General features: G+C 61.3%; 17 protein-coding genes and 2 tRNA genes. All 19 read right to left on the reverse strand.

All coding sequences use genetic code 11. The features are described from left to right. Positions 1-48: 48 nt before the first annotated feature. The 19 genes from infB to ACREP4_RS02205 all read right to left on the reverse strand — a co-directional run bounded on the left by infB (position 49) and on the right by ACREP4_RS02205 (position 20,487). Entirely contained in the window at positions 49-2,706 is a 2,658-nt protein-coding gene (infB, locus tag ACREP4_RS02115) for a translation initiation factor IF-2 (protein WP_431594545.1), read from the reverse strand. A gap of 95 nt (positions 2,707-2,801) precedes the next feature. Beyond that, complete coding sequence (nusA, locus tag ACREP4_RS02120) at positions 2,802-4,313, reverse strand: transcription termination factor NusA (protein ID WP_431594546.1); 1,512 nt, start codon at positions 4,311-4,313, stop codon at positions 2,802-2,804. Positions 4,314-4,317: 4 nt separating this feature from the next. Further along, positions 4,318-4,908, reverse strand: coding sequence for a ribosome maturation factor RimP (gene rimP / locus ACREP4_RS02125; RefSeq protein ID WP_431594547.1), 591 nt, complete (start codon positions 4,906-4,908; stop codon positions 4,318-4,320). A gap of 201 nt (positions 4,909-5,109) precedes the next feature. Then, positions 5,110-5,186 (reverse strand) — tRNA-Met (locus tag ACREP4_RS02130). A gap of 201 nt (positions 5,187-5,387) precedes the next feature. After that, positions 5,388-6,848: an NADH-quinone oxidoreductase subunit NuoN gene (gene nuoN, locus ACREP4_RS02135; RefSeq protein WP_431594548.1), complete on the reverse strand. Its 1,461-nt coding sequence runs from the start codon at positions 6,846-6,848 to the stop codon at positions 5,388-5,390. Between the two features lie 36 nt (positions 6,849-6,884). Beyond that, positions 6,885-8,396 (reverse strand): NADH-quinone oxidoreductase subunit M, encoded by a 1,512-nt coding sequence (locus tag ACREP4_RS02140; protein ID WP_431594549.1) that lies wholly within the window; start codon positions 8,394-8,396, stop codon positions 6,885-6,887. Positions 8,397-8,415: 19 nt separating this feature from the next. Continuing rightward, on the reverse strand, positions 8,416-10,527 hold the full coding sequence (gene nuoL / locus ACREP4_RS02145) for an NADH-quinone oxidoreductase subunit L (RefSeq protein ID WP_431594550.1): 2,112 nt from the start codon (positions 10,525-10,527) through the stop codon (positions 8,416-8,418). Between the two features lie 6 nt (positions 10,528-10,533). After that, on the reverse strand, positions 10,534-10,839 hold the full coding sequence (gene nuoK, locus ACREP4_RS02150; protein WP_057633757.1) for an NADH-quinone oxidoreductase subunit NuoK: 306 nt from the start codon (positions 10,837-10,839) through the stop codon (positions 10,534-10,536). Next, complete coding sequence (locus ACREP4_RS02155; RefSeq protein WP_431594551.1) at positions 10,836-11,489, reverse strand: NADH-quinone oxidoreductase subunit J; 654 nt, start codon at positions 11,487-11,489, stop codon at positions 10,836-10,838. Before ACREP4_RS02155 ends, nuoK begins: the two co-directional genes overlap by 4 nt. Before the next feature lie 9 nt (positions 11,490-11,498). After that, complete coding sequence (gene nuoI / locus ACREP4_RS02160; protein WP_057633763.1) at positions 11,499-11,987, reverse strand: NADH-quinone oxidoreductase subunit NuoI; 489 nt, start codon at positions 11,985-11,987, stop codon at positions 11,499-11,501. A gap of 3 nt (positions 11,988-11,990) precedes the next feature. Beyond that, positions 11,991-13,085: an NADH-quinone oxidoreductase subunit NuoH gene (gene nuoH / locus ACREP4_RS02165; protein ID WP_431594552.1), complete on the reverse strand. Its 1,095-nt coding sequence runs from the start codon at positions 13,083-13,085 to the stop codon at positions 11,991-11,993. After that, positions 13,082-15,328 (reverse strand): NADH-quinone oxidoreductase subunit NuoG, encoded by a 2,247-nt coding sequence (gene nuoG / locus ACREP4_RS02170; protein ID WP_431594553.1) that lies wholly within the window; start codon positions 15,326-15,328, stop codon positions 13,082-13,084. Before nuoG ends, nuoH begins: the two co-directional genes overlap by 4 nt. Next, positions 15,325-16,662, reverse strand: a complete 1,338-nt coding sequence (nuoF, locus tag ACREP4_RS02175; protein WP_431594554.1) for an NADH-quinone oxidoreductase subunit NuoF — start codon at positions 16,660-16,662, stop codon at positions 15,325-15,327. The genes nuoG and nuoF overlap by 4 nt, the downstream gene beginning before the upstream one ends. Positions 16,663-16,665: 3 nt before the next feature. Next, positions 16,666-17,193: an NADH-quinone oxidoreductase subunit NuoE gene (gene nuoE / locus ACREP4_RS02180; RefSeq protein ID WP_431594555.1), complete on the reverse strand. Its 528-nt coding sequence runs from the start codon at positions 17,191-17,193 to the stop codon at positions 16,666-16,668. Between the two features lie 91 nt (positions 17,194-17,284). Beyond that, on the reverse strand, positions 17,285-18,514 hold the full coding sequence (locus tag ACREP4_RS02185) for an NADH-quinone oxidoreductase subunit D (protein ID WP_431594770.1): 1,230 nt from the start codon (positions 18,512-18,514) through the stop codon (positions 17,285-17,287). An 89-nt stretch (positions 18,515-18,603) separates the two neighbouring features. Next, positions 18,604-19,356 (reverse strand): NADH-quinone oxidoreductase subunit C, encoded by a 753-nt coding sequence (locus ACREP4_RS02190; protein ID WP_431594556.1) that lies wholly within the window; start codon positions 19,354-19,356, stop codon positions 18,604-18,606. A gap of 33 nt (positions 19,357-19,389) precedes the next feature. Further along, on the reverse strand, positions 19,390-19,944 hold the full coding sequence (locus ACREP4_RS02195; protein WP_431594557.1) for a NuoB/complex I 20 kDa subunit family protein: 555 nt from the start codon (positions 19,942-19,944) through the stop codon (positions 19,390-19,392). Continuing rightward, positions 19,935-20,291, reverse strand: a complete 357-nt coding sequence (locus ACREP4_RS02200) for an NADH-quinone oxidoreductase subunit A (protein WP_431594558.1) — start codon at positions 20,289-20,291, stop codon at positions 19,935-19,937. The genes ACREP4_RS02195 and ACREP4_RS02200 overlap by 10 nt, the downstream gene beginning before the upstream one ends. A 111-nt stretch (positions 20,292-20,402) precedes the next feature. Then, positions 20,403-20,487 (reverse strand) — tRNA-Leu (locus tag ACREP4_RS02205). Positions 20,488-20,511 lie beyond the last annotated feature (24 nt).

Raw genomic sequence — 20,511 nt, forward strand, 5'->3', positions numbered from 1 at the left:
TGATGAAACAAGGCCGGCCCGCGCACTGCGGACCGGCCGATACTGCAATTACAGGGTACGCGGCACTTCGATACGCTCGAAGCACTCGATCTGATCGCCCGGCTTCACGTCGTTATAGGCCTTCACGCCGATACCGCACTCGGTACCGTTGCGAACTTCTTCCACGTTTTCCTTGAAGCGACGCAGCGATTCCAGCTCGCCCTCGAACACGACCACGCTGTCGCGCAGCACGCGGATCGGCTTGTTCCGCTTGACCACGCCTTCCACGATCATGCAGCCCGCCACAGCACCGAACTTCGAGCTGCGGAAGACGTCGCGGACCTCGGCAATACCGATGATCTCTTCGCGGATCTCCACACCCAGCAGACCGGAAGCCACCTGCTTCACCTGGTCGATCACGTCATAGATGATCGAGAAGTAACGCAGGTCCACGCCGTTGGATTCAATGATGCGGCGAGCCGAAGCATCTGCACGCACGTTGAAGCCGATCACGGTGGCCTTGGAGGCGACCGCCGAATTGGCGTCGGACTCGGTGATGCCGCCCACGCCGGAGTGGATCACGTTGATGCGGATGTCGTTGTTGGACAGGCCGACCAGCGACTGGCTCAGTGCCTGCACCGAACCCTGGACGTCGGCCTTGATCAACAGGTTCAACACCTGCTGGCCTTCGCCCTTGCCCAGCTGCGACATGATGTCTTCCATGCGGCTGCCGGCAGTGGCCACCAGGCGCGACTCGCGACGCTTGGTTTCACGCTGCTGTGCAACGTCCTTGGCCAGACGCTCGTCTTCGACGACGACAAAGTCATCGCCTGCTTCCGGCACGCCGGACAGACCCAGCACCTGCACCGGAATCGACGGGCCAGCTTCAGCCACCTGACGACCGGCCTCATCGAACAAAGCGCGCACGCGGCCGTACTGAATGCCGCACACCAGGTAATCGCCCTTCTTGAGCATGCCCTGCTGCACCAGCACCGTCGCGACCGGGCCACGGCCCTTGTCCAGCGAAGATTCGATGACCACGCCCGAGGCGCGGCCTTCGGACACAGCCTTCAGCTCAAGCAATTCAGCCTGCACCGAAATCGCGTCCAGCAGATCGTCGATGCCCAGACCGGTCTTGGCGGAGATTTCCACCATCTGCACGTCACCACCGAAGTCTTCGGCCACGACTTCCTCAGCGAGGAGTTCGTTCTTGACCCGCATCGGATCAGCCGAGGACTTGTCGATCTTGTTGATCGCAACCACGATCGGCGCCTTGGCGGCACGTGCGTGCTTGATGGCTTCCTTGGTCTGCGGCATCACGCCATCGTCGGCGGCAACCACTACCACCACGACGTCGGTGAGCTGCGCGCCACGGGCACGCATCGAGGTGAACGCGGCATGGCCCGGGGTATCCAGGAAGCTGATCACGCCCTTCGGCGTATCAACGTGGTACGCACCGATGTGCTGGGTAATACCGCCGGCTTCGCCAGTGGCGACCTTGGTGCGACGGATGTAATCCAGCAGCGAGGTCTTGCCGTGATCGACGTGACCCATGATCGTGACCACCGGCGGACGCGTGACCGCATCGCCCTGGTTCACATCATTGATGGCCAACAGCGCGTCTTCGGCGTCGTTGTTGCCGGCACGCACGGCCTTGTGGCCGAGTTCTTCGGTCACCAGCACGGCGGTGTCATGGTCGATGGACTGGGTGATGGTGGCCATCACGCCCATCTTGAACAACGCCTTGACCACTTCGCCGCCCTTCAGGGCCAGCTTCTGTGCCAGATCGGCGACAGTGACGGTCTCGCCAATGGCGATCTCGCGCACCACCGGTGCCGTCGGACGCTCGAAGCCGTGACTGCCACTGCTGTTGCGCGACTGATCATTGCCACGACGGCCCTGCGGTGCACGCGCACCCGGACGGCCACGGGAATTGTTGTTATTGCTGTTGCCGCGGCGTGCACGGTCGGATGCCGACAAGTGCAGCTGGCCACCAAAACGGTTGCCGCCATCACCATCGGAACGCGACTTGTTGCCGGGCTTGGCATTCGCACCGCCACGGTCATCACGCGCCGGAGCGGGTGCTGAGGTCGGTGCGCGTGCCACGCCGGGCGCAGGACGTGCGCTCTTGGCCGGAGCCGGTGCCGCAGCGACTTCCGACTTGGCCGGAGCAGCCTTGGCAGCTTCGGCTGCCTTGACGGCGTCCTCAGCAGCCTTGCGCTCGGCCTCTTCGCGCTGACGCTCAGCGTCTTCGGCCGCCTTCTGGCGAGCGATGATTTCCTCATCACGCGCACGATCCTTCTCGGCCAGCATGCGCTGTTCGTCCAGATTGCGCTGACGCGACTCTTCGAGCTTGCGCAGGATATCTGCACGCTCTTCGTCCGGCGTCATCGCAGCCTTGCCACCTTCCGGCTTGACGTAGGTACGCTTCTGGCGAACCTCGACATTGACCGTGGTCTTGCTGCGACCAGCATTGACCGTCACTTCCTGGTGCTTGCGACGCGCCAGGGTGATCTTTTTCGGCGCGGCCTCAGCCTCGTCGGCGGGCTGCTCTTCCTTGCCGTGGGAACGGCGAAGGAAACCAAGCAGCTTCACTTTCTCGGTACTGGTCACGATCTGATCGGGACCGCTGAATTTCATACCGGCCTGAGCCAGTTGTTCCAGCAGTTTCTCGACCGGCGTGTTGACCAGTTCGGCGAGCTTGCGGATGGTGGTTTGCTGCGACATTCGGATCCTATGATCTTGTTGGCGCCCCCTCGATACAGACGAAGGCAGCGCGGAGTCTACGCCCTGAGCGGCTCAGGGCAATGTTCATCGCTGGCTCATTCGCCACGCTCCAGGCGGGCGATCTCCTCGGCGCGGGCTGCCAGGACCAGCGCCGCGGCGCGTTCAAGATCCATACCCTCAATGCCGAACTCCAGAACCTCGTCGGCAGCCAGATCCGACAGATCCTCGCTCGTACGCACGCCGTGACCGGCCAATGCATACGCAGTTGCTTCATCCATGCCCTTCAATGCCAGCAGGTCGTCGGAAGGCACGCCATTTTCGGCACCCTCTTCCACTGCCAGCGCTTCATTCAGCAGCGCATCGCGAGCACGGGCGCGCAGTTCCTCGACGATGTCCTCGTCGAAGCCCTCCACCGCCAGCAACTCGCCGACCGGCACGTAGGCAATTTCTTCCACGGTGCCGAAACCTTCGGTCACCAGGATGCCTGCGATTTCCTCGTCCACTTCCAGCTTGTCCATGAACAGCTGACGCGCAACGACCTGCTCAGCCTCGGACTTCGCCGTGACCTGGTCCTGCGTCATCACATTCAGCTGCCAACCGGTCAGGCGGCTGGCCAGACGCACGTTCTGGCCGCCCTTGCCGATGGCCTGCGCCAGGCGATCTTCCGCCACGGCCAGATCCATCGAGTGACGGTCTTCATCAACAATGATCGACTGCACTTCGGCCGGCGCCATCGCATTGATGACGAAGTTGGCCGGGCTCTCGTTCCACAACACGATATCCACGCGCTCGCCATTGAGCTCGTTGGACACCGCCTGGACGCGCGAACCGCGCATACCGATACAGGCACCGATCGGATCGGTGCGGGTGTCGTGTGCCAGCACCGCGATCTTGGCGCGGTCGCCCGGGTCGCGTGCACAGGCCTTGATCTCGACCAGGCCCTGGCCGACTTCCGGCACTTCGAGCTTGAACAGTTCGATCATGAATTCCGGCGCGGCGCGGCTGATGAACAGCTGCGGGCCACGCGGTTCCGAACGGACTTCGGCCAGGTAACCACGCACGCGGTCGCCAGCGCGCAGTACGTCGCGCGGAATGCCCTTGTCCTTCGGAATGAACGCTTCGGCGTTGCCGCCCAGATCCACATAAATATTGCCACGCTCAGCGCGCTTGACCACACCGGTCACCAGCTCGCCCACGCGATCCTTCCACGCATCGACAACCTGCTGACGCTCGGCTTCGCGCACACGCTGCACGATCACCTGCTTGGCAGCCTGCGCGGCGATGCGACCGAAGTCCGGGTTTTCAATCTGCTCTTCGATGTAATCGCCGAGCTCGACGCCGTCGGCTTCCTCGATCGCATCCATCATGCGGATCTGACGGTCCGGCGATTCCATCACCACGTCATCAGCAACCACTTCCCAGCGACGGAACGTTTCGTAGTTGCCGTCTTTCTGGTTGATGGACACGCGCGCAAGCACGTCCTGATCGGGATAGCGCTTCTTCGCCGCCGAGGCCAGCGCCGCTTCGATCGCGTCAAAAATCACTTCACGCGGCACGCCTTTTTCGTTGGCGACTGCGTCAACTACCAGCAACAGTTCCTTGCTCATCGGCTCACTCCGCGCGCGGCTTTTTGGCCGCCGGTTCGTTGTTGGATTTATTCTTGGCCTTGTCACCCTGCTTGGGCGCCGGACCAGTCGGTTTGGTCGGAGCAAGGCCCAAAGCGGCCCAGTCCGGAATGATGCGAGCCTTGTCGATGTTGTCGAACGAAGCCACAAACGGCTTGCCATCCACAACAAACGTCACAGTGCCCTTGGCCAGATCCACTTCAGCGATCTCGCCCTGCAGACGGCGGCGGTTCTCCTGCGGCAACTTCAAGGCCACCTTGGCCGACTGGCCCAGGTGCTGCTCGAAATGCTCCAGCGTGAACAGCGGGCGATCAACGCCCGGGGAAGACACTTCCAGCGTGTAATTACCGCTGATCGGATCTTCCACATCCATCTGCGCCGACACTTCGCGGCTCACCCGCTCGCAGTCGTCTACATTGACCATGCGCTCAGGCTGTTCGGCCAGCGGCACGTCAATGTAAAGGCGCAGCGTCGCGCCGCCGGGTGCCGGCAAATACTCGACGCCCAACAAATCGAGCCCCAACGCTTCCACGGTGGGGCCCAGCAGATTCGCGATTTCAGTAGCTTTGTCGCTCACAGCCTGCCTTGTTTCGATAAATGAGGACCGGCGTTACCCAGTCGGGACTTTCCGTATTGCGGAAACAACAAAGGGCCCATCAGGGCCCTTTGTCCGGCATGAATCCGGTGAATTGGATTCCGGTTACAAGAACGGAAGCATTCGTTCTTGCGAGCCCAGACTCTGGCCTTTATCAGCATGACTGATGATAAAGGCCGAAGCTGGTAGCGGGGGCAGGATTTGAACCTGCGACCTTCGGGTTATGAGCCCGACGAGCTGCCAGACTGCTCCACCCCGCAGCAGAAGCGGAATTATGAAGTAATTAAGCGAAAGTTGCAAGCTTTATTTACTTCACCGATTTCCCCGTTTCGGGAGAAACCACCGGAAGAAACTCTTCCGGGTGAACCACCTTTCGGTGATTCCGACTTCGCCGGTGAACCGGCGCCGTCGTCAACTCAGGAGGTGAATATTACACGTTTCACGAGAGTTTGTATCGTTTTTTATGACAAATGTGCAAAAGCATTGCGCATCCACTCCAGAATCGGCCCCAAACCCAGCGGCAGCACCAGAAGTACGATGGAATTCACGCCCAGCACGATGCCCAGGATGCGGTCATTGTTACGCGGCAACGGCTCACCCACCGGTTCATCAAAGTACATGACCTTGATGACACGCAGGTAGTAGAAGCAGCCGATCACCGCACAGAGGACACCCAGCAGCGCCAGCCACAGCAAACCGCCGTTGACTGCCGCGCCCAGCACCGACAACTTGGTCCAGAAGCCAAGGAACGGCGGGATACCGGCCAACGAGGCCATGATGCACAGCACCAGTCCAGCCATCCACGGACTACGGGCATTCAAACCCTTGAAGTCCTCGATGTTCTCGGCTTCAAAGCCGGCGCGCGACAAAGCAATGATCGCGCCGAATGCGGCGGTCGACATGATGGCGTACGCCACCGCGTAGAACATTGCGGCCGAATAGCCCTGCTCGCCACCACCGGCAATGCCCATCAGCAGGAAGCCGATGTGCGAAACGGTCGAGTACGCGAGCATGCGCTTGAGGTTGGTCTGCGCGATGGCCATCAGGTTGCCGACGATCAGCGACAAGGCAGCCAGGCCAGCCAGCACATACTGCAGCTCGGCCGACAACGGGCCAACGCCCGCTTCCAGGAGGCGATATGCCATGCCGAAAGCCGCCAGCTTCGGTGCCGAACTGATGAACAGTGCGATCGGCGCCGGCGCACCCTGATAGACGTCGGGCAGCCACATATGGAACGGCGCGGCGCCCAGCTTGAAGGCCACGCCGGCGATCATGAACACGGCACCGGTCAACAGCAGCAGGCGTTCATCGGAATGCGCGATGGCGGCATGAATCACGTCCAGGTGCAGCGAGCCGGTGGCGCCGTAAACCAGCGACATGCCGTACAGCAACAGACCCGAGGCCAACGAACCCAGCACGATGTACTTCATGCCGGCTTCCGCCGCCAACTTGTTCTCACGGTTGCTGGCAACCAGTGCGTAGGAACACAGCGCCAGCAACTCCAGGCCCAGGTAGACCATCAGCAGGCTGCCGGCCGAAACCAGGATCATCATGCCGGCGGTGGCGAACAGGATCAGCACCGGGATTTCGCCCTGGAACAGATTACGTTCGCGCAGGTAGCTCCAGCCGTAGACAAGGCTCAAGCCACTGACCAACACCACCACGGTCTTCATGATGTCGGCGGCGTTGTCACGGATGAACATGCCGTGGAACACCTCGCCCTGCCCGCCCACGCCGCCAAGCAGCATCACGAAGGCGACAGCAAGGATGGCTACCGAGATGAAATGGGTCCAGACCTTGTGTCGATCACTGATGAACAGATCAAGGATCAGCAGAGCGAAGGCGCCACCAATCACCACCATTTCTGGCAGCAACGGCGGGAGGTCGGCGGTGGTCAACGGCAGAAGCGTCGGCGTGGTCATCATCAAATCCTGGAATCAATACTCTCGACGGGCCGCTTAGAGCAGCTTGCTCGATGCGATCTGCATCGCCAGCTTGGCGATGGACGGCTCCATCAGGTCGGTCAACGGCTTGGGATACAGGCCCAACGCCAGCGTACCGACGGCGAACACACCCAACACCAGCCATTCACGGCCGTTGATGTCCTTCAGCTCGGCGACATGGGCATTACCCACTTCGCCGAAGAACACACGCTTGTACAGCCACAGCGAATACGCGGCGCTGATGATCAGCGTGGTGGCAGCGCCCAGCGCAACCAGCGGATTCCATTGGAATGCGGCCAACACGATCATGAACTCACCGACGAAACCGCTGGTGCCCGGCAGGCCCGAGTTGGCCATGAAGAACAGCAGTGCAAAGGCGGCAAACCACGGCATCACGTTGACCACACCGCCGTAATCGGCGATGCGACGGCTGTGCATACGGTCGTACAGCACGCCCACGCAGGAGAACATGGCGCCGGACACGAAGCCGTGCGAGATCATCTGCACCATCGCGCCCTGCAGGCCCAGACGGGCTGCGTCGGCGTTGCCGGCCTCACGCACCAACCACAGTGCGGTGAAGGTGCCGAGGGTGACAAAGCCCATGTGCGCGACGGACGAATAAGCGATCAGCTTCTTCATATCGTCCTGCACCATGGCCACCAGACCAACGTAGATCACCGCCACCAGCGACAGCGCGATCACCAGCCATGCCCACTCGCTGCTCGCGTCCGGCACGATCGGCAGGTTGAAGCGCAGGAAGCCGTAGCCACCAATCTTCAGTGCGATGGCCGCCAGGATCACCGAACCGGCAGTCGGCGCTTCAACGTGCGCGTCCGGCAGCCAGGTGTGCACCGGGAACATCGGCACCTTCACGGCGAAGGCGATCAGGAACGCGAAGAATATCCACGTCTGCTCCTTGGCCGAGAGCTGCAGCTGATACAAGTCGGCCAGCTGGAAGCTGCCACCCTTGATGTACAGGTAGACCAGTGCCACCAGCATCAGCACCGAGCCGAGGAAGGTGTACAGGAAGAACTTCATCGCCGCGTAGATACGACGCGGGCCGCCCCAGACACCGATGATCAGGAACATCGGGATCAGCATGGCTTCGAAGAACACGTAGAACAGCATCGCGTCGGTCGCGGCAAAGATGCCGACCGTGACACCTTCCAGAACCAGGAAGGCGGCAACGTACTGATTGACGCGCTTGTCGACCACGCCCCAGGCACCGATCAATGCCAACACACCGATCAGCGTGGTCAACAGGATCAGGGCGATGGCGATGCCATCAACGGCAAGGTTGTAGCCAATGCCGAAGGCCGGGATCCACGGATGCTGCTCGACAAACTGCATGATGTCGGCCGCAGTGCGGTCGTAACCGCTGAGCAGACCGAGGCTCAACAGGAAGGTGAGCAGTGCCACCGCCAAGGACGCCCAACGGGCGGCCTGAGCGTTGCGCAAGGCGAGGATCAACGCACCGCCGAGAATCGGCAGCCAGATGAGAATACTAAGTAGAGGCCAGTTCGACACGTCTTCTATTCCGTACAAGTCAACGCCAGAAATGCATCAGCAGGCCCAACAGGGCAATCAGACCGATGATCATTACGAAGGCGTAGTGATAGAGGAAACCGGATTGGGTGCGGCGCAGCAGGTTGGCAGCCAGTTCGACCACGCGGGCCGTACCGTTGACCGCTATCCCGTCGACGACCGTGCTGTCCACGGCACGGGCGGCCTTGCCGAGCTGCACACCGCCGCCGGCGAAGCCGTCGATCCAGAGCTTGTCGAAGCCGTACTTGTTTTCCAACACCGAAACCACCGGCGCCAGACTCTTGCGGGCCTTGCCTGCCAGTTCCGGCTTCCAGACGTAGAACGCCCAGGCCAGCACGAAACCTGCAACCGTCAGCCAGAACGCCGGCATCTGCATGCCGTGAATCGCGTAGGCCACCGAGCCGTGCCAGAACTCGGCACCGACCGCAGCAATGGTGTCACGCGCCGGATCGTAGAAGTCCACGATGCCGGTGAAGAACGACATTGCCTGGCCCGGCACGCCAACCGCAGCAGCGTGACCGTCCCAACCGGTACCGAACAGCATCGGGCCGATGGTGAAGAAGCCGATCAGCACGGACGGAATGGCCAGCAGGATCAACGGCACCGTCACTACCCACGGCGACTCGTGCGGCTCATGCGCACCATGACCGTGATGGTCATCGTGATCATGGCCGTGATGACCGTGGTCATCATGCGCATCGCGGAAGCGCTCCTTGCCGAAGAAGGTCAGGAACAACAGGCGGAAGCTGTAGAAGCTGGTGACGATGACGCCACCCAACACTGCCCAGTAGCCATACGTCGCTACCCAGCTGGCGTTGGCGTCATGCGCATGCAGCGCCGCGGCTTCGATGATGGTGTCCTTCGAGTAGAAACCCGAGAAGAACGGCGTACCCACCAGCGCCAACGTACCGATCCACATGGTGATGTGGGTGATCGGCATGTACTTGCGCAGGCCGCCCATCTTCATCATGTTCTGTTCGTGGTGCATGCCGATGATCACCGAGCCGGCACCGAGGAACAGCAGCGCCTTGAAGAAGGCGTGGGTCATCAGGTGGAACACGGCGCCGGAGTACGCCGACACGCCCAGTGCAACGGTCATGTAGCCCAGCTGCGACAACGTCGAGTACGCAACCACGCGCTTGATGTCGCTCTGCACGATGCCGATCAGGCCGGTGAAGAACGCGGTGGTGGCACCAATGAACAGGATGAAGTCCAGCGACGCCTGCGACAGCTCGAACAGCGGCGACATGCGGGTGACCATGAAGATACCGGCGGTCACCATCGTCGCGGCGTGGATCAGTGCCGAAATCGGGGTCGGGCCTTCCATGGAGTCCGGCAGCCACACATGCAGCGGAACCTGTGCCGACTTGCCCATCGCACCGATGAACAGACAGATGCAGATGACGGTGGCGATGCTCCACTGGTGATCGCCGATCAGCTGCACCATGGCATGGCCGGTCGCGTCCGAACCCAGCACGCTGCTGGCGTTGGCAAACACCGTGGCGTAATCCAGCGAGCCGAACGCCCACAAGATACCGCCGATACCCAGCAGGAAGCCGAAGTCGCCGACGCGATTGACCAGGAAGGCCTTCATGTTGGCGAAGATGGCGCTGGGCTTCTTGTAATAGAAACCAATCAGCAGGTACGACACCACACCCACCGCTTCCCAGCCGAAGAACAGCTGCAGGAAGTTGTTGCTCATCACCAGCGTGAGCATGGAGAAGGTGAACAACGAGATGTAGCTGAAGAAGCGCTGGTAACCATCATCCTCGGACATGTAGCCGATGGAGTAGATGTGCACCAGCAGCGACACGAAGGTCACCACCACCATCATCATCGCCGTCATGCGGTCGATCATGAAACCGACGTGGGCCGAGTACTGGCCGACCTCGAAGAAGGTGTAGAGGTTCTGGTTGAACGGTTGCGCCCCGCCCCAAAGCAGCTGGTACAGCGTGTGCGCCGAAAGCGCAAAGCTGACCGCCACGCCGAGGATGGTGACGTATTGGGCGCCCTTGCGCCCGACCTGGCGTCCGAAGAGGCCGGCGATGATGCTGCCGAGCAGCGGTGCAAGCACCGCCACAATCAACAGACTCTTGGAGAGAGTGATTTCCATCTCGGATCAGCCCTTCAACGAATCGACTTCGCCCACGTTGATGGTGTGGCGGGTACGGAACAAGGTCACCAGGATCGCAAGGCCAATTGCAGCTTCCGCTGCGGCCACGGTCAGGATGAAGAACACGAACAGCTGTCCGGCGGTATCGCCGAGCTGACGCGAGAAGGCTATGAAGTTGATGTTCACCGACAGCAGCATCAGTTCGATCGACATCAACAGCACGATGATGTTCTTCCGGTTGAGGAAGATGCCGGCTACGGAGATGCAGAACATCACCGCGCCCAACGCGAGCATATGGCCCAGAGAAATCATGGCTTGGCCTCCTCGCCACCATCGGTTTTCGTTTCCGACTGCACGACCGGCTTTTCAGCGGCCATCTTGACGATGCGCAGGCGGTCTTTTGCCTTGGTCATGGTCTGCTCGGTCGGGTTCTGCGTCTTCAGGCCCTGACGACGGCGCAGGGTCAGCATCACAGCTGCCACCACGGCGACGGTCAGGATCACGGCCGCGAACTCGAACGGCAGCAGGTACTCGGTGAACAGGCTGCGGGCCAGCCAGGTGACATTGGAGGTATCGGCCGCAACCGCAGCGGCGTTGTCCACCGGGAACGGCGCGGTACGGGCCTTGATGCCGATCAAGGTCAGCATCTGCACCAGCATCACCACCGCGACCACCAGGCCGACCGGCAGGTAACGCACCCAGCCTTCACGCAGATTGGTGGTGTCGATGTCCAGCATCATCACCACGAACAGGAACAACACCATCACCGCGCCGACATACACCAGCACCAGCGTGACACCCAGGAACTCGGCCCCCACCAGCAGCCACACGCAGGCCACCGAGAAGAAGGTCAGGATCAGACACAACACGGCATACACCGGGTTGCGCACGCTGATCACGGACGCAGCAGAAATGCCTGCGATGACCGAGAAGAACCAGAAAGCAATATTTACCCAATCCATCTCAAGACCTCAGCGGAAGGCAGCGTCGGCGGCGCGGCGCTCGGCGATTTCGGCTTCAAGCCGGTCGCCAATGGCCAGCAGCTGCGGCTTGGTGATGATGTTCTCGCCACGCTTCTCGAAGTGGTACTCAAGAATGTGGGTCTCGACGATCGAGTCCACCGGGCAGCTTTCTTCACAGAAGCCGCAGAAGATGCACTTGAACAGATCGATCTCGTAACGCGTGGTGCGGCGGGTGCCGTCTTCGCGTTTGGCCGAGTCGATGGTGATGGCCAGCGCCGGGCACACCGCTTCGCACAGTTTGCAGGCGATGCAACGCTCTTCACCATTGGGATAACGGCGCAGCGCGTGCAGGCCACGAAAACGCGGCGACTGCGGGAACTTCTCCATCGGGTACAGCACGGTGTACTTGGGCTTGAACGCGTACTTCAGCGTCAGCCACAGGCCGCCGAGCAGCTCGAGGAGCAGCAGGCTTTTGAAATAGTGGGTGATCTTATTCATGAATCAAACGCCCTTCTGGATCACGCCGTAGAACACCATCAGTGCCGTCACCGCGATCCAGAAAATGGTCAGCGGGATGAACACCTTCCAGCCCAGACGCATGATCTGGTCATAACGGAAGCGCGGGAAGCTGGCACGGAACCAGATGTACGCACTGGCGAAGAACAGCACCTTGAGCAGCAACCACGGCCAACCGCCGGTCCAGATCCAGTTGATCCACGGCGAGATATCCGCCGTGACCCAGCCCTGGATCGGGCTCAGCCAGCCACCGAGGAAGAAGATCGCGATCAGGAAGCTGACCAGGATCATGTTGGCGTACTCGGCCAGGAAGAACAGTGCAAATGCACCGCCGGAGTACTCCACCATGTGGCCGGCAACGATTTCCGACTCGCCTTCCACCACGTCGAACGGCGCGCGGTTGGTTTCGGCGACGCCGGACACCCAATACACGACGAACAGCGGGAACAGCGGCAACAGGAACCAGTCGAACAGACCGGAGTTACCCTGCTGCGCCAGCACGATCTCGGTCAGGTTCAAGCTGCCGGCCGCGATCATCACGCCAACCAGTGCGAAGCCCATCGCGATTTCGTAGCTGACCACCTGTGCGGCAGAACGCATCGCACCGAGGAAAGCGTACTTGGAGTTGGACGCCCAACCAGCGAGGATCACGCCGTACACGCCGAGCGAGGTCATCGCCAGCAGATACAACAGACCAACGTTGGCGTTGGACAGCACCAGCTTGTAATCGAAAGGAACCACTGCCCACGCCGCGAACGACGGAGCCAGCACGATCAGCGGCGCCAGGATGTACATCGCCTTGTGCGCACTGGCCGGAGCGATGATTTCCTTGAACAACAGCTTGGTGACGTCAGCGAAAGCCTGCAGCAAGCCGCCCAGACCGACATACATCGGCCCGTGACGCACATGCATCCAGCCAATCAGCTTGCGCTCCCACAGCACGTAGAAGGCAACCGAGATGATCACCGGCATGGCGATCAAGAGAATCTTGATCACCGTCCACAGCACGATGCCGATGTCGCCCAGGGACATGAACCACTGGAACAAGGGCTCGATCGCGTTTAACAGCAACTCGTTCATGCAGCCACCACCGTTACACGAGCGGCACCCAGCGGCGCGGTTGCGCCGTGGCCCGATTCAATCCACACCGTACCGGCGGCGACACGCGCATCGACCACCACCGACAACGTGGCACGACCTGCATCGGTACCGACCTTGGCCATCTGGCCTTCGCTCAGCTGCAGACGCGCGGCGTCCTGAGTGTTGAGCACGATGCGCGGTTCGTTGTTCAGCGGATGCGACTGCAGCGCCTGCGCACGACGCACGACGGCGTCGGTGCGGTAGATCGCCGGGGTCGATGCCACTTCCAGGCCTTCACCAGCCAGCTGCGGCTGCGCCGAAGCGGCAACCTTCACCGAGACCGGCTGCAAGCCAGCACGCAGGCCTGCCAGATCGGTGAAACCGAAACCTGTCAGCTGCATGTCACCGCCCAGGGCGCGCAGCACACGCCAGCCCTCGCGGGCCTCGCCTTGCAGCTTGCCGCCGGCGCGCGTGGTCTGCTCACGACCGTCGAGATTGGTCAGCGTCGCGTCAATTTCCGGCAGCGCACCAATCGGCAGAATCACATCGGCCACATCACGGGTCGAGGTGCAGGCGAACTGGCTGAACGCGACAACCTTGGAACCGGCCAGCGCCTTGCGGGCGGCGGCAGTGTCGGCGAAGTCCAGGCCCGGCTCGATGCCATACAACACATAAGCCTTGCGCGGCTGCGCCAGCATTGCGTTGACGTCCTTGCCGGCCGGCAGCACGCCAGCGCGGGACAGGCCAATCGCATTGGCACCCTGCGGAATGCGGCACAGCTTGGCGCCCGTAGCAGCAGCGAAGTCGCTGACAGCAGAACGGATCGCAGCGGCCTGCGGATGATTTTCAGCAATGGCGCCGACGATGATGACGGTGTTCTTGCCACCCTTCACCGCGTCAATCAGCTGCGCGTTGCCCAGTGCGTCGACGAAGCGTGACGGTGCGACGATCTGCTTGCCGGCCAGCTTGAACGCAAAGTCGAAATCAACCGGGTTGATCGTGAAGATCTGCGCGCCATTCGTGGTCTGTGCCTTGCGCAGACGCGCATGCAGCAGCGGTAGTTCGTGGCGGATATTGCTACCCAGCACCACGATACGGTCAGCAGCTTCGATCTCGGCCAGCGAGGTGCCAAATACCTCAGCAACCGGCGCATCGGAGAAGTCGCGATTGTTGATGCGGTGGTCGATGTTGTTCGAGCCCAGTGCCGCCGCCAGACGCGACAGCAGCGCGCCCTCCTCGTTCGAGGTGGACGGGTGCACCAGCACGCCAAGGTCATCACCACGGTTGGCTTCAAGAATTTCGCGGGCAGCGGCCAAACCCTCGGCCCAGCTCACGTCCTTCCACTCACCATTGATCTTCTGCATCGGCTTGGTCGCGCGGTCTGCAGCGTACAGGCCCTGGTGCGAATAACGATCACGGTCGGACAGCCAGCATTCGTTGACCAGCTCGTTGTCACGCGGCACCGCGCGCAGCACTTCGCCGCGACGCACGTGCAGGAACAGGTTCGAGCCCATCGCATCGTGGTAACCCAGCGATTCGCGTGCAGTCAGTTCCCACGGGCGTGCCTTGAACTGGAACACCTTGTTGGTCAGCGCGCCGACCGGGCAGACGTCGATGACGTTGCCGGACAACTCGGTGGTCAGCGGCTTGCCGTCGTAGGTACCGATCTGCAGGTTCTCACCGCGGTACATGCCACCCAACTCGTAGGTGCCAGCGACATCGGCGGTGAAGCGCACGCAACGCGTGCACTGGATGCAGCGGGTCATCTCGGTGGCAACCAGCGGCCCCATGTCCTCATCAACCACAACGCGCTTGCGCTCGTTGAAGCGGCTGACCGAACGGCCGTAACCCAGCGACACGTCCTGCAACTCGCACTCGCCGCCCTGATCGCAGATCGGGCAGTCCAGCGGGTGGTTGATGAGCAGGAACTCCATCACCGAACGCTGGTACTTGAGCGCCTTCTCGTTGCGGGTCTGGATTTTCATGCCATCCATGACCGGCGTGGCACAGGCCGGTGACGGCTTGGGCGACTTTTCAACATCGACCAGACACATACGGCAGTTGGCCGCGATCGGCAGCTTCTCGTGATAGCAGAAGCGCGGGATCGGAATGCCAGCCTTGTCGGCGGCCTGGATGATCATCGAACCCTTGGGTACGACCAACGCCTGGCCATCGATCTCGATGGAGACGTGCCCATCCGGCACGACTGGCGTCACATTGGGATTTGCCGGTTGCGCGCTCATGCGGCAGCAGTCTCCACCTTCTTGCCGTCAACCATCGAATGACCGTTGACGATGTAATACTCGAATTCATCCCAGAACTGGCGCAGGAAACCCTGGATCGGCCATGCGGCCGCTTCACCAAACGCACAGATGGTGTGGCCTTCAATCTGCCCCGCCACTGTCTTGAGTTGGTGCAGGTCTTCCATCGTTGCCTGACCTGCAACGATGCGCTCCAGCACGCGGTGCATCCAGCCGGTACCTTCACGGCACGGGGTGCACTGGCCGCAGGATTCCTTGTGGAAGAACTGGCTGATGCGGCAAGCAAACTTCACGCAGCAGACACTGTCATCCAGCACCACGATGGCACCCGAACCCAGGCCGGAACCCAGTGCACGGATGGTGTCGTAATCCATCGGCAGACCCTTCAGCTCGGCAGCGGTAAGCACCGGCATGGAGACACCACCGGGGACCGCGCCCTTGAGCGTGCGACCCGGCTTCAAACCACCGGCAAGCGCCAGCAGCTCGTCGAAGGTCGTGCCCAGCGGCACTTCGAAATTGCCACCGCGCTGCACGCAACCGGAGACCGAGAAGCACTTCGGGCCGCCGTTGGCGGTCTTGCTCAAGCCCTTGAACCATTCCGGACCGTTACGGATGATCGCTGGCACCGACGCATAGGTCTCGGTGTTGTTGATCGTCGTCGGCTTGCCGTACAGGCCAAAGTTCGCCGGGAACGGCGGCTTGTAACGCGGCTGGCCCTTCTTGCCTTCCAGCGACTCCATCAGCGCGGTTTCTTCGCCGCAGATGTACGCACCGGCGCCCAGCGCGCCGTAGATATCGATATCCGCACCGCTACCCAGCACGTTCTTGCCCAGCCAGCCGTGCTTGTAGGCATCAGCCAAGGCCTGCTCGAAATGCTCGAACGGCTCGTGATGGAACTCACCACGCAGATAGTTGTAAGCAACCGTCGAACCGGTGGCGTAGCAGGCAATCGCCATGCCCTCCACCACCGAATGCGGGTTGTAACGCAGGATGTCGCGGTCCTTGCAGGTGCCCGGCTCCGATTCGTCCGAGTTGCACAGGATGTACTTCTGCACATCACCCTTGGGCATGAAGGACCACTTCAAACCGGTCGGGAAGCCCGCACCGCCACGGCCGCGCAGGCCGGACTGCTTGACCATCTCGATGACGTCGGCCGGCGGGATCTTCTCCTCGAGGATCTTGCGCAGCGCGGCGTAACCGCCAGTCTTCAGATAGCTCTCGTACGACCACGGGGTGTCGTAATGCAGCGTGGTGTAGACCACGTTGTGCGGAAGCGGCGCCGGTCCGACCGGGCCCTTGGATTCGTGGTGTGCCATGTCTTACTCCAGCCCATCCAACAGCGCGTCGACCTGATCCAGCGTCAGGCGCTCATGGTAATGACCGTTGATGACCATCATCGGTGCGCCAGCGCAACCGGCCAGGCACTCTTCCTCTTTCTTGAGGTAGACGCGGCCGTCAGCGGTGGATTCACCGTGCTTGATGCCCAGCTTCTTCTCGCAATGGCGGACGATGTCGTCGGCGCCGTTGAGCCAGCAGCTGATGTTGGTGCAGATAGCGACGTTGTTGCGGCCGACCTTCTCGGTCTCGAACATCGAGTAGAAGGTGGCGACCTCGTAGGCCCACACGAACGGCAGATCCAGGTACTTGGCCACGCCGGCGATCAGCTCGTCGCTGAGCCAGCCCTGGTTCTGTTCCTGTGCCGCATGCAAGCCCTGCAACACGGCCGAACGCTTGCGCTCGGGCGGGAACTTGGCCAGCCAGTGATCGATGTGAGCACGGGTCTTGTTGCTCAACACCACCATCGGGTCGACGTCACGCGCCGTCTCGAAATTACCTGTCGCCTTCATCGGCCGACCTCAACGAATACCAGATCATGAAGAACCGATGCCCGCAGCAGACAAGCCGCGCAGGCACCGGACGTTGTGTTGTTAGCCGGCATTACCGGTCGACCTCACCGAACACGAGATCGTAGGTGCCGATCATCGCCACCACGTCGGCCAGCATATGGCCGCGCACGATCGAATCGAGCGAGGACAGGTGAGCAAAGCCCGGCGCACGCAAGTGCGCACGGAACGGCTTGTTGGCACCGTCGGAAACCAGATAGCAGCCAAACTCGCCCTTGGGCGCTTCCACTGCGGCATAGGTTTCACCGGCCGGCACGCAATAGCCTTCGCTGAACAACTTGAAGTGGTGGATCAACGCTTCCATGTCGTCCTTCATCTCCGCACGCGCGGGAGGAGCGACCTTGAAGTTCTTGACCATCACCGGGCCGGGGTTGGCCTTCAGCCACTGCACACACTGCTTGATGATGCGATTGGATTCGCGCATCTCGGCAATACGGACCAGATAGCGGTCGTAGCAGTCACCGTTGGTGCCCAGCGGGATATCGAAATCAACCGCATCGTACTTGGCGTACGGCTGCTTCTTGCGCAGATCCCAGGCAATACCCGAACCACGCAGCATCACACCGGTCATGCCCCAAGCCAGCGCATGCTCCGGCGTGATCACGCCGATACCGACCGTACGCTGCTTCCAGATACGGTTGTCGGTCAGCAGGGTTTCGTATTCGTCGACGCGCGAGGGGAACTCATTGGTAAAGTTCTCCAGGAAGTCGAGCAGCGAGCCTTCGCGCGAAGCATTCAAACGCTTCAGCGCATTGCCCTTGTGCCAACGCGATTCCTTGTACTTCGGCATCGTGTCCGGCAGATCGCGGTAGACGCCGCCCGGACGGTAGTAGGCCGCATGCATGCGCGCGCCAGAAACTGCTTCGTAGCAGTCCATCAGCTCTTCGCGCTCACGGAAGGCGTACAGCATCACTGCCATCGCGCCCAGATCGAGCCCGTTGGAGCCCAGCCACATCAAGTGGTTCAGGATACGAGTGACTTCGTCGAACATGGTACGGATGTACTGCGCACGCTCCGGCACTTCGATACCCACCAGGGTTTCGATGGCGCGGACATAAGCGTGCTCGTTGCACATCATCGAGCAGTAATCCAGTCGATCCATGTAACCGATCGACTGGTTGAACGGCTTGGACTCGGCCAGCTTTTCGGTCGCGCGATGCAGCAGACCCACATGCGGATCGGCACGGACGATGGTTTCACCGTCCATTTCCAGAATCAGACGCAACACACCATGTGCGGCCGGATGCTGCGGGCCGAAGTTCATCGTGTAGTTGCGAATCTCCTGCCGGGATTCGGCCGGATTACTGGCAAAGGCCTGCGAGGCCTGATGGAATTCCTTGTTTACTTCCGCACTCACTTGCTTGCCTCCGTCTGCGCGCGCTCGCCTTCCGCGGTCTGGAAGCGGGCGTCATCGCGGATCACGCGCGGCACGCCGACGCGCGGCTCGACCGAGGTCACCGGCTCGTACACCACACGCTTCTTTTCTTCGTCGTAACGCACTTCGACGTTGCCGATCAGCGGGAAATCCTTGCGGAACGGATGACCCACAAAGCCGTAATCGGTCAGGATGCGGCGCAGATCCGGGTGACCCTCAAAGATCACGCCGTACAGATCGAACGCTTCACGCTCGAACCAGTTCAAACCCGGCCAGATGTCCACCAACGACGCAACCACCGGCAACGACTCGGTCGGCGCGAAGCAACGGATGCGCAGCGCCTGGTTGTGCTGATAGGAACGCAACTGGGCAACCACCGCGAAGCGCTGCTTCGGCAGTGCGTCGGGCTGGGCGCCATTGGCGGCTTCATGGCTGGGGAATTCACCCCAGGCGAAACGACCGGCACCGGTGCCTTCCACGCCGCGGCTGAAGCCGTGCGAGGAGACATCGGAGGTATCCCATTCGTCGCTGCCGTAGCCGAGGTAATCGACACCGCACAGGTCGGTGGCGTGCTCGAAGCCGAATTCGTCACGCAGCGCCAAAGCGACCACATGCCAATCAGCCGACGGAACCTCCAGCGTCACTTCGCCGCGCGGTTCAACCACAGAGACCTGCGCACTGGCGAAACGCGCGCGAAGTCGGTCAATGAGTGAAGATGCTTGCTGGGCCATGGGGGCTGGCGTGCTCTTGATTTGAAAAGGGGGTCAGCGGGCGATGGTCTGGGTGCGCCAGATCTTCTTCTGCAGCTGAAGAATGCCGTACACCAGCGCCTCAGCCGTCGGTGGGCAGCCCGGGACGTAAACGTCCACCGGCACCACACGGTCACAGCCACGCACCACTGCATAGGAGTAGTGGTAGTAGCCGCCACCATTGGCGCAACTGCCCATCGAGATGACCCATTTCGGGTCAGGCATCTGGTCGTAAACCTTGCGCAGCGCCGGGGCCATTTTATTGACCAGCGTGCCAGCAACGATCATGACGTCAGACTGACGCGGCGACGGACGGAACACGATGCCGTAGCGATCCAAGTCCAGGCGCGCCGCACCGGCGTGCATCATTTCCACCGCACAGCAGGCCAGACCGAAGGTCATGGGCCACATCGAGCCGGTACGTGCCCAATTCAACAGCGCATCAACGCTGGTGGTCACATAACCCTTCTCGAGCAGAGGGTTGTCGCCTTCGGGACGGAGAATGTCATCAACCCGCCCTTCCGGGATCGGATTGTTCATCAGGCCGTCGAGAGTCTGAATCACTCCCATTCCAGCGCTCCCTTCTTCCACACGTAGATAAAGCCGAGGAACAGCATGCCGACGAACAGACCCATGGTGACGAGCGAACGCGCGCCCAGCTCCATGAAGACCTGGGTCCAAGGCACGATGAAGATGATTTCCAGATCAAAGACGATGAACTGGATGGCGATCAAGTAGTAACGCACGTCGAACTTCATGCGCGCGTTTTCGAACGCCTCGAAGCCACACTCGTATGCGGAAAGCTTCTCACTGTTCGGCGAACGCGGAGCGAGAAACCGACCGATGAGCATCAGCGTCACGCCGATGCCGGTGGCGACGATCAGAAACAGCAGGGACGGCAAATATTCGGCCAGCACAGCGATTCTCTCTTGCCTCTGCCCTGAACGCCTGACGGCGACGGGACATGGGGGATTGACGGGACTTGCCACGCCGGGCGCTGCTACGCCCGCGAACCCGCTTACAAACTATGGTGCCCAAGAGGGGACTCGAACCCCTACGACTCTCGTCGCTACCACCTCAAGGTAGTGCGTCTACCAATTCCGCCACCTGGGCCTACGTCAGCACTACTGGTCAGCA

The organism is Stenotrophomonas sp. (assembly GCF_050737575.1).
Classification (GTDB): domain Bacteria; phylum Pseudomonadota; class Gammaproteobacteria; order Xanthomonadales; family Xanthomonadaceae; genus Stenotrophomonas.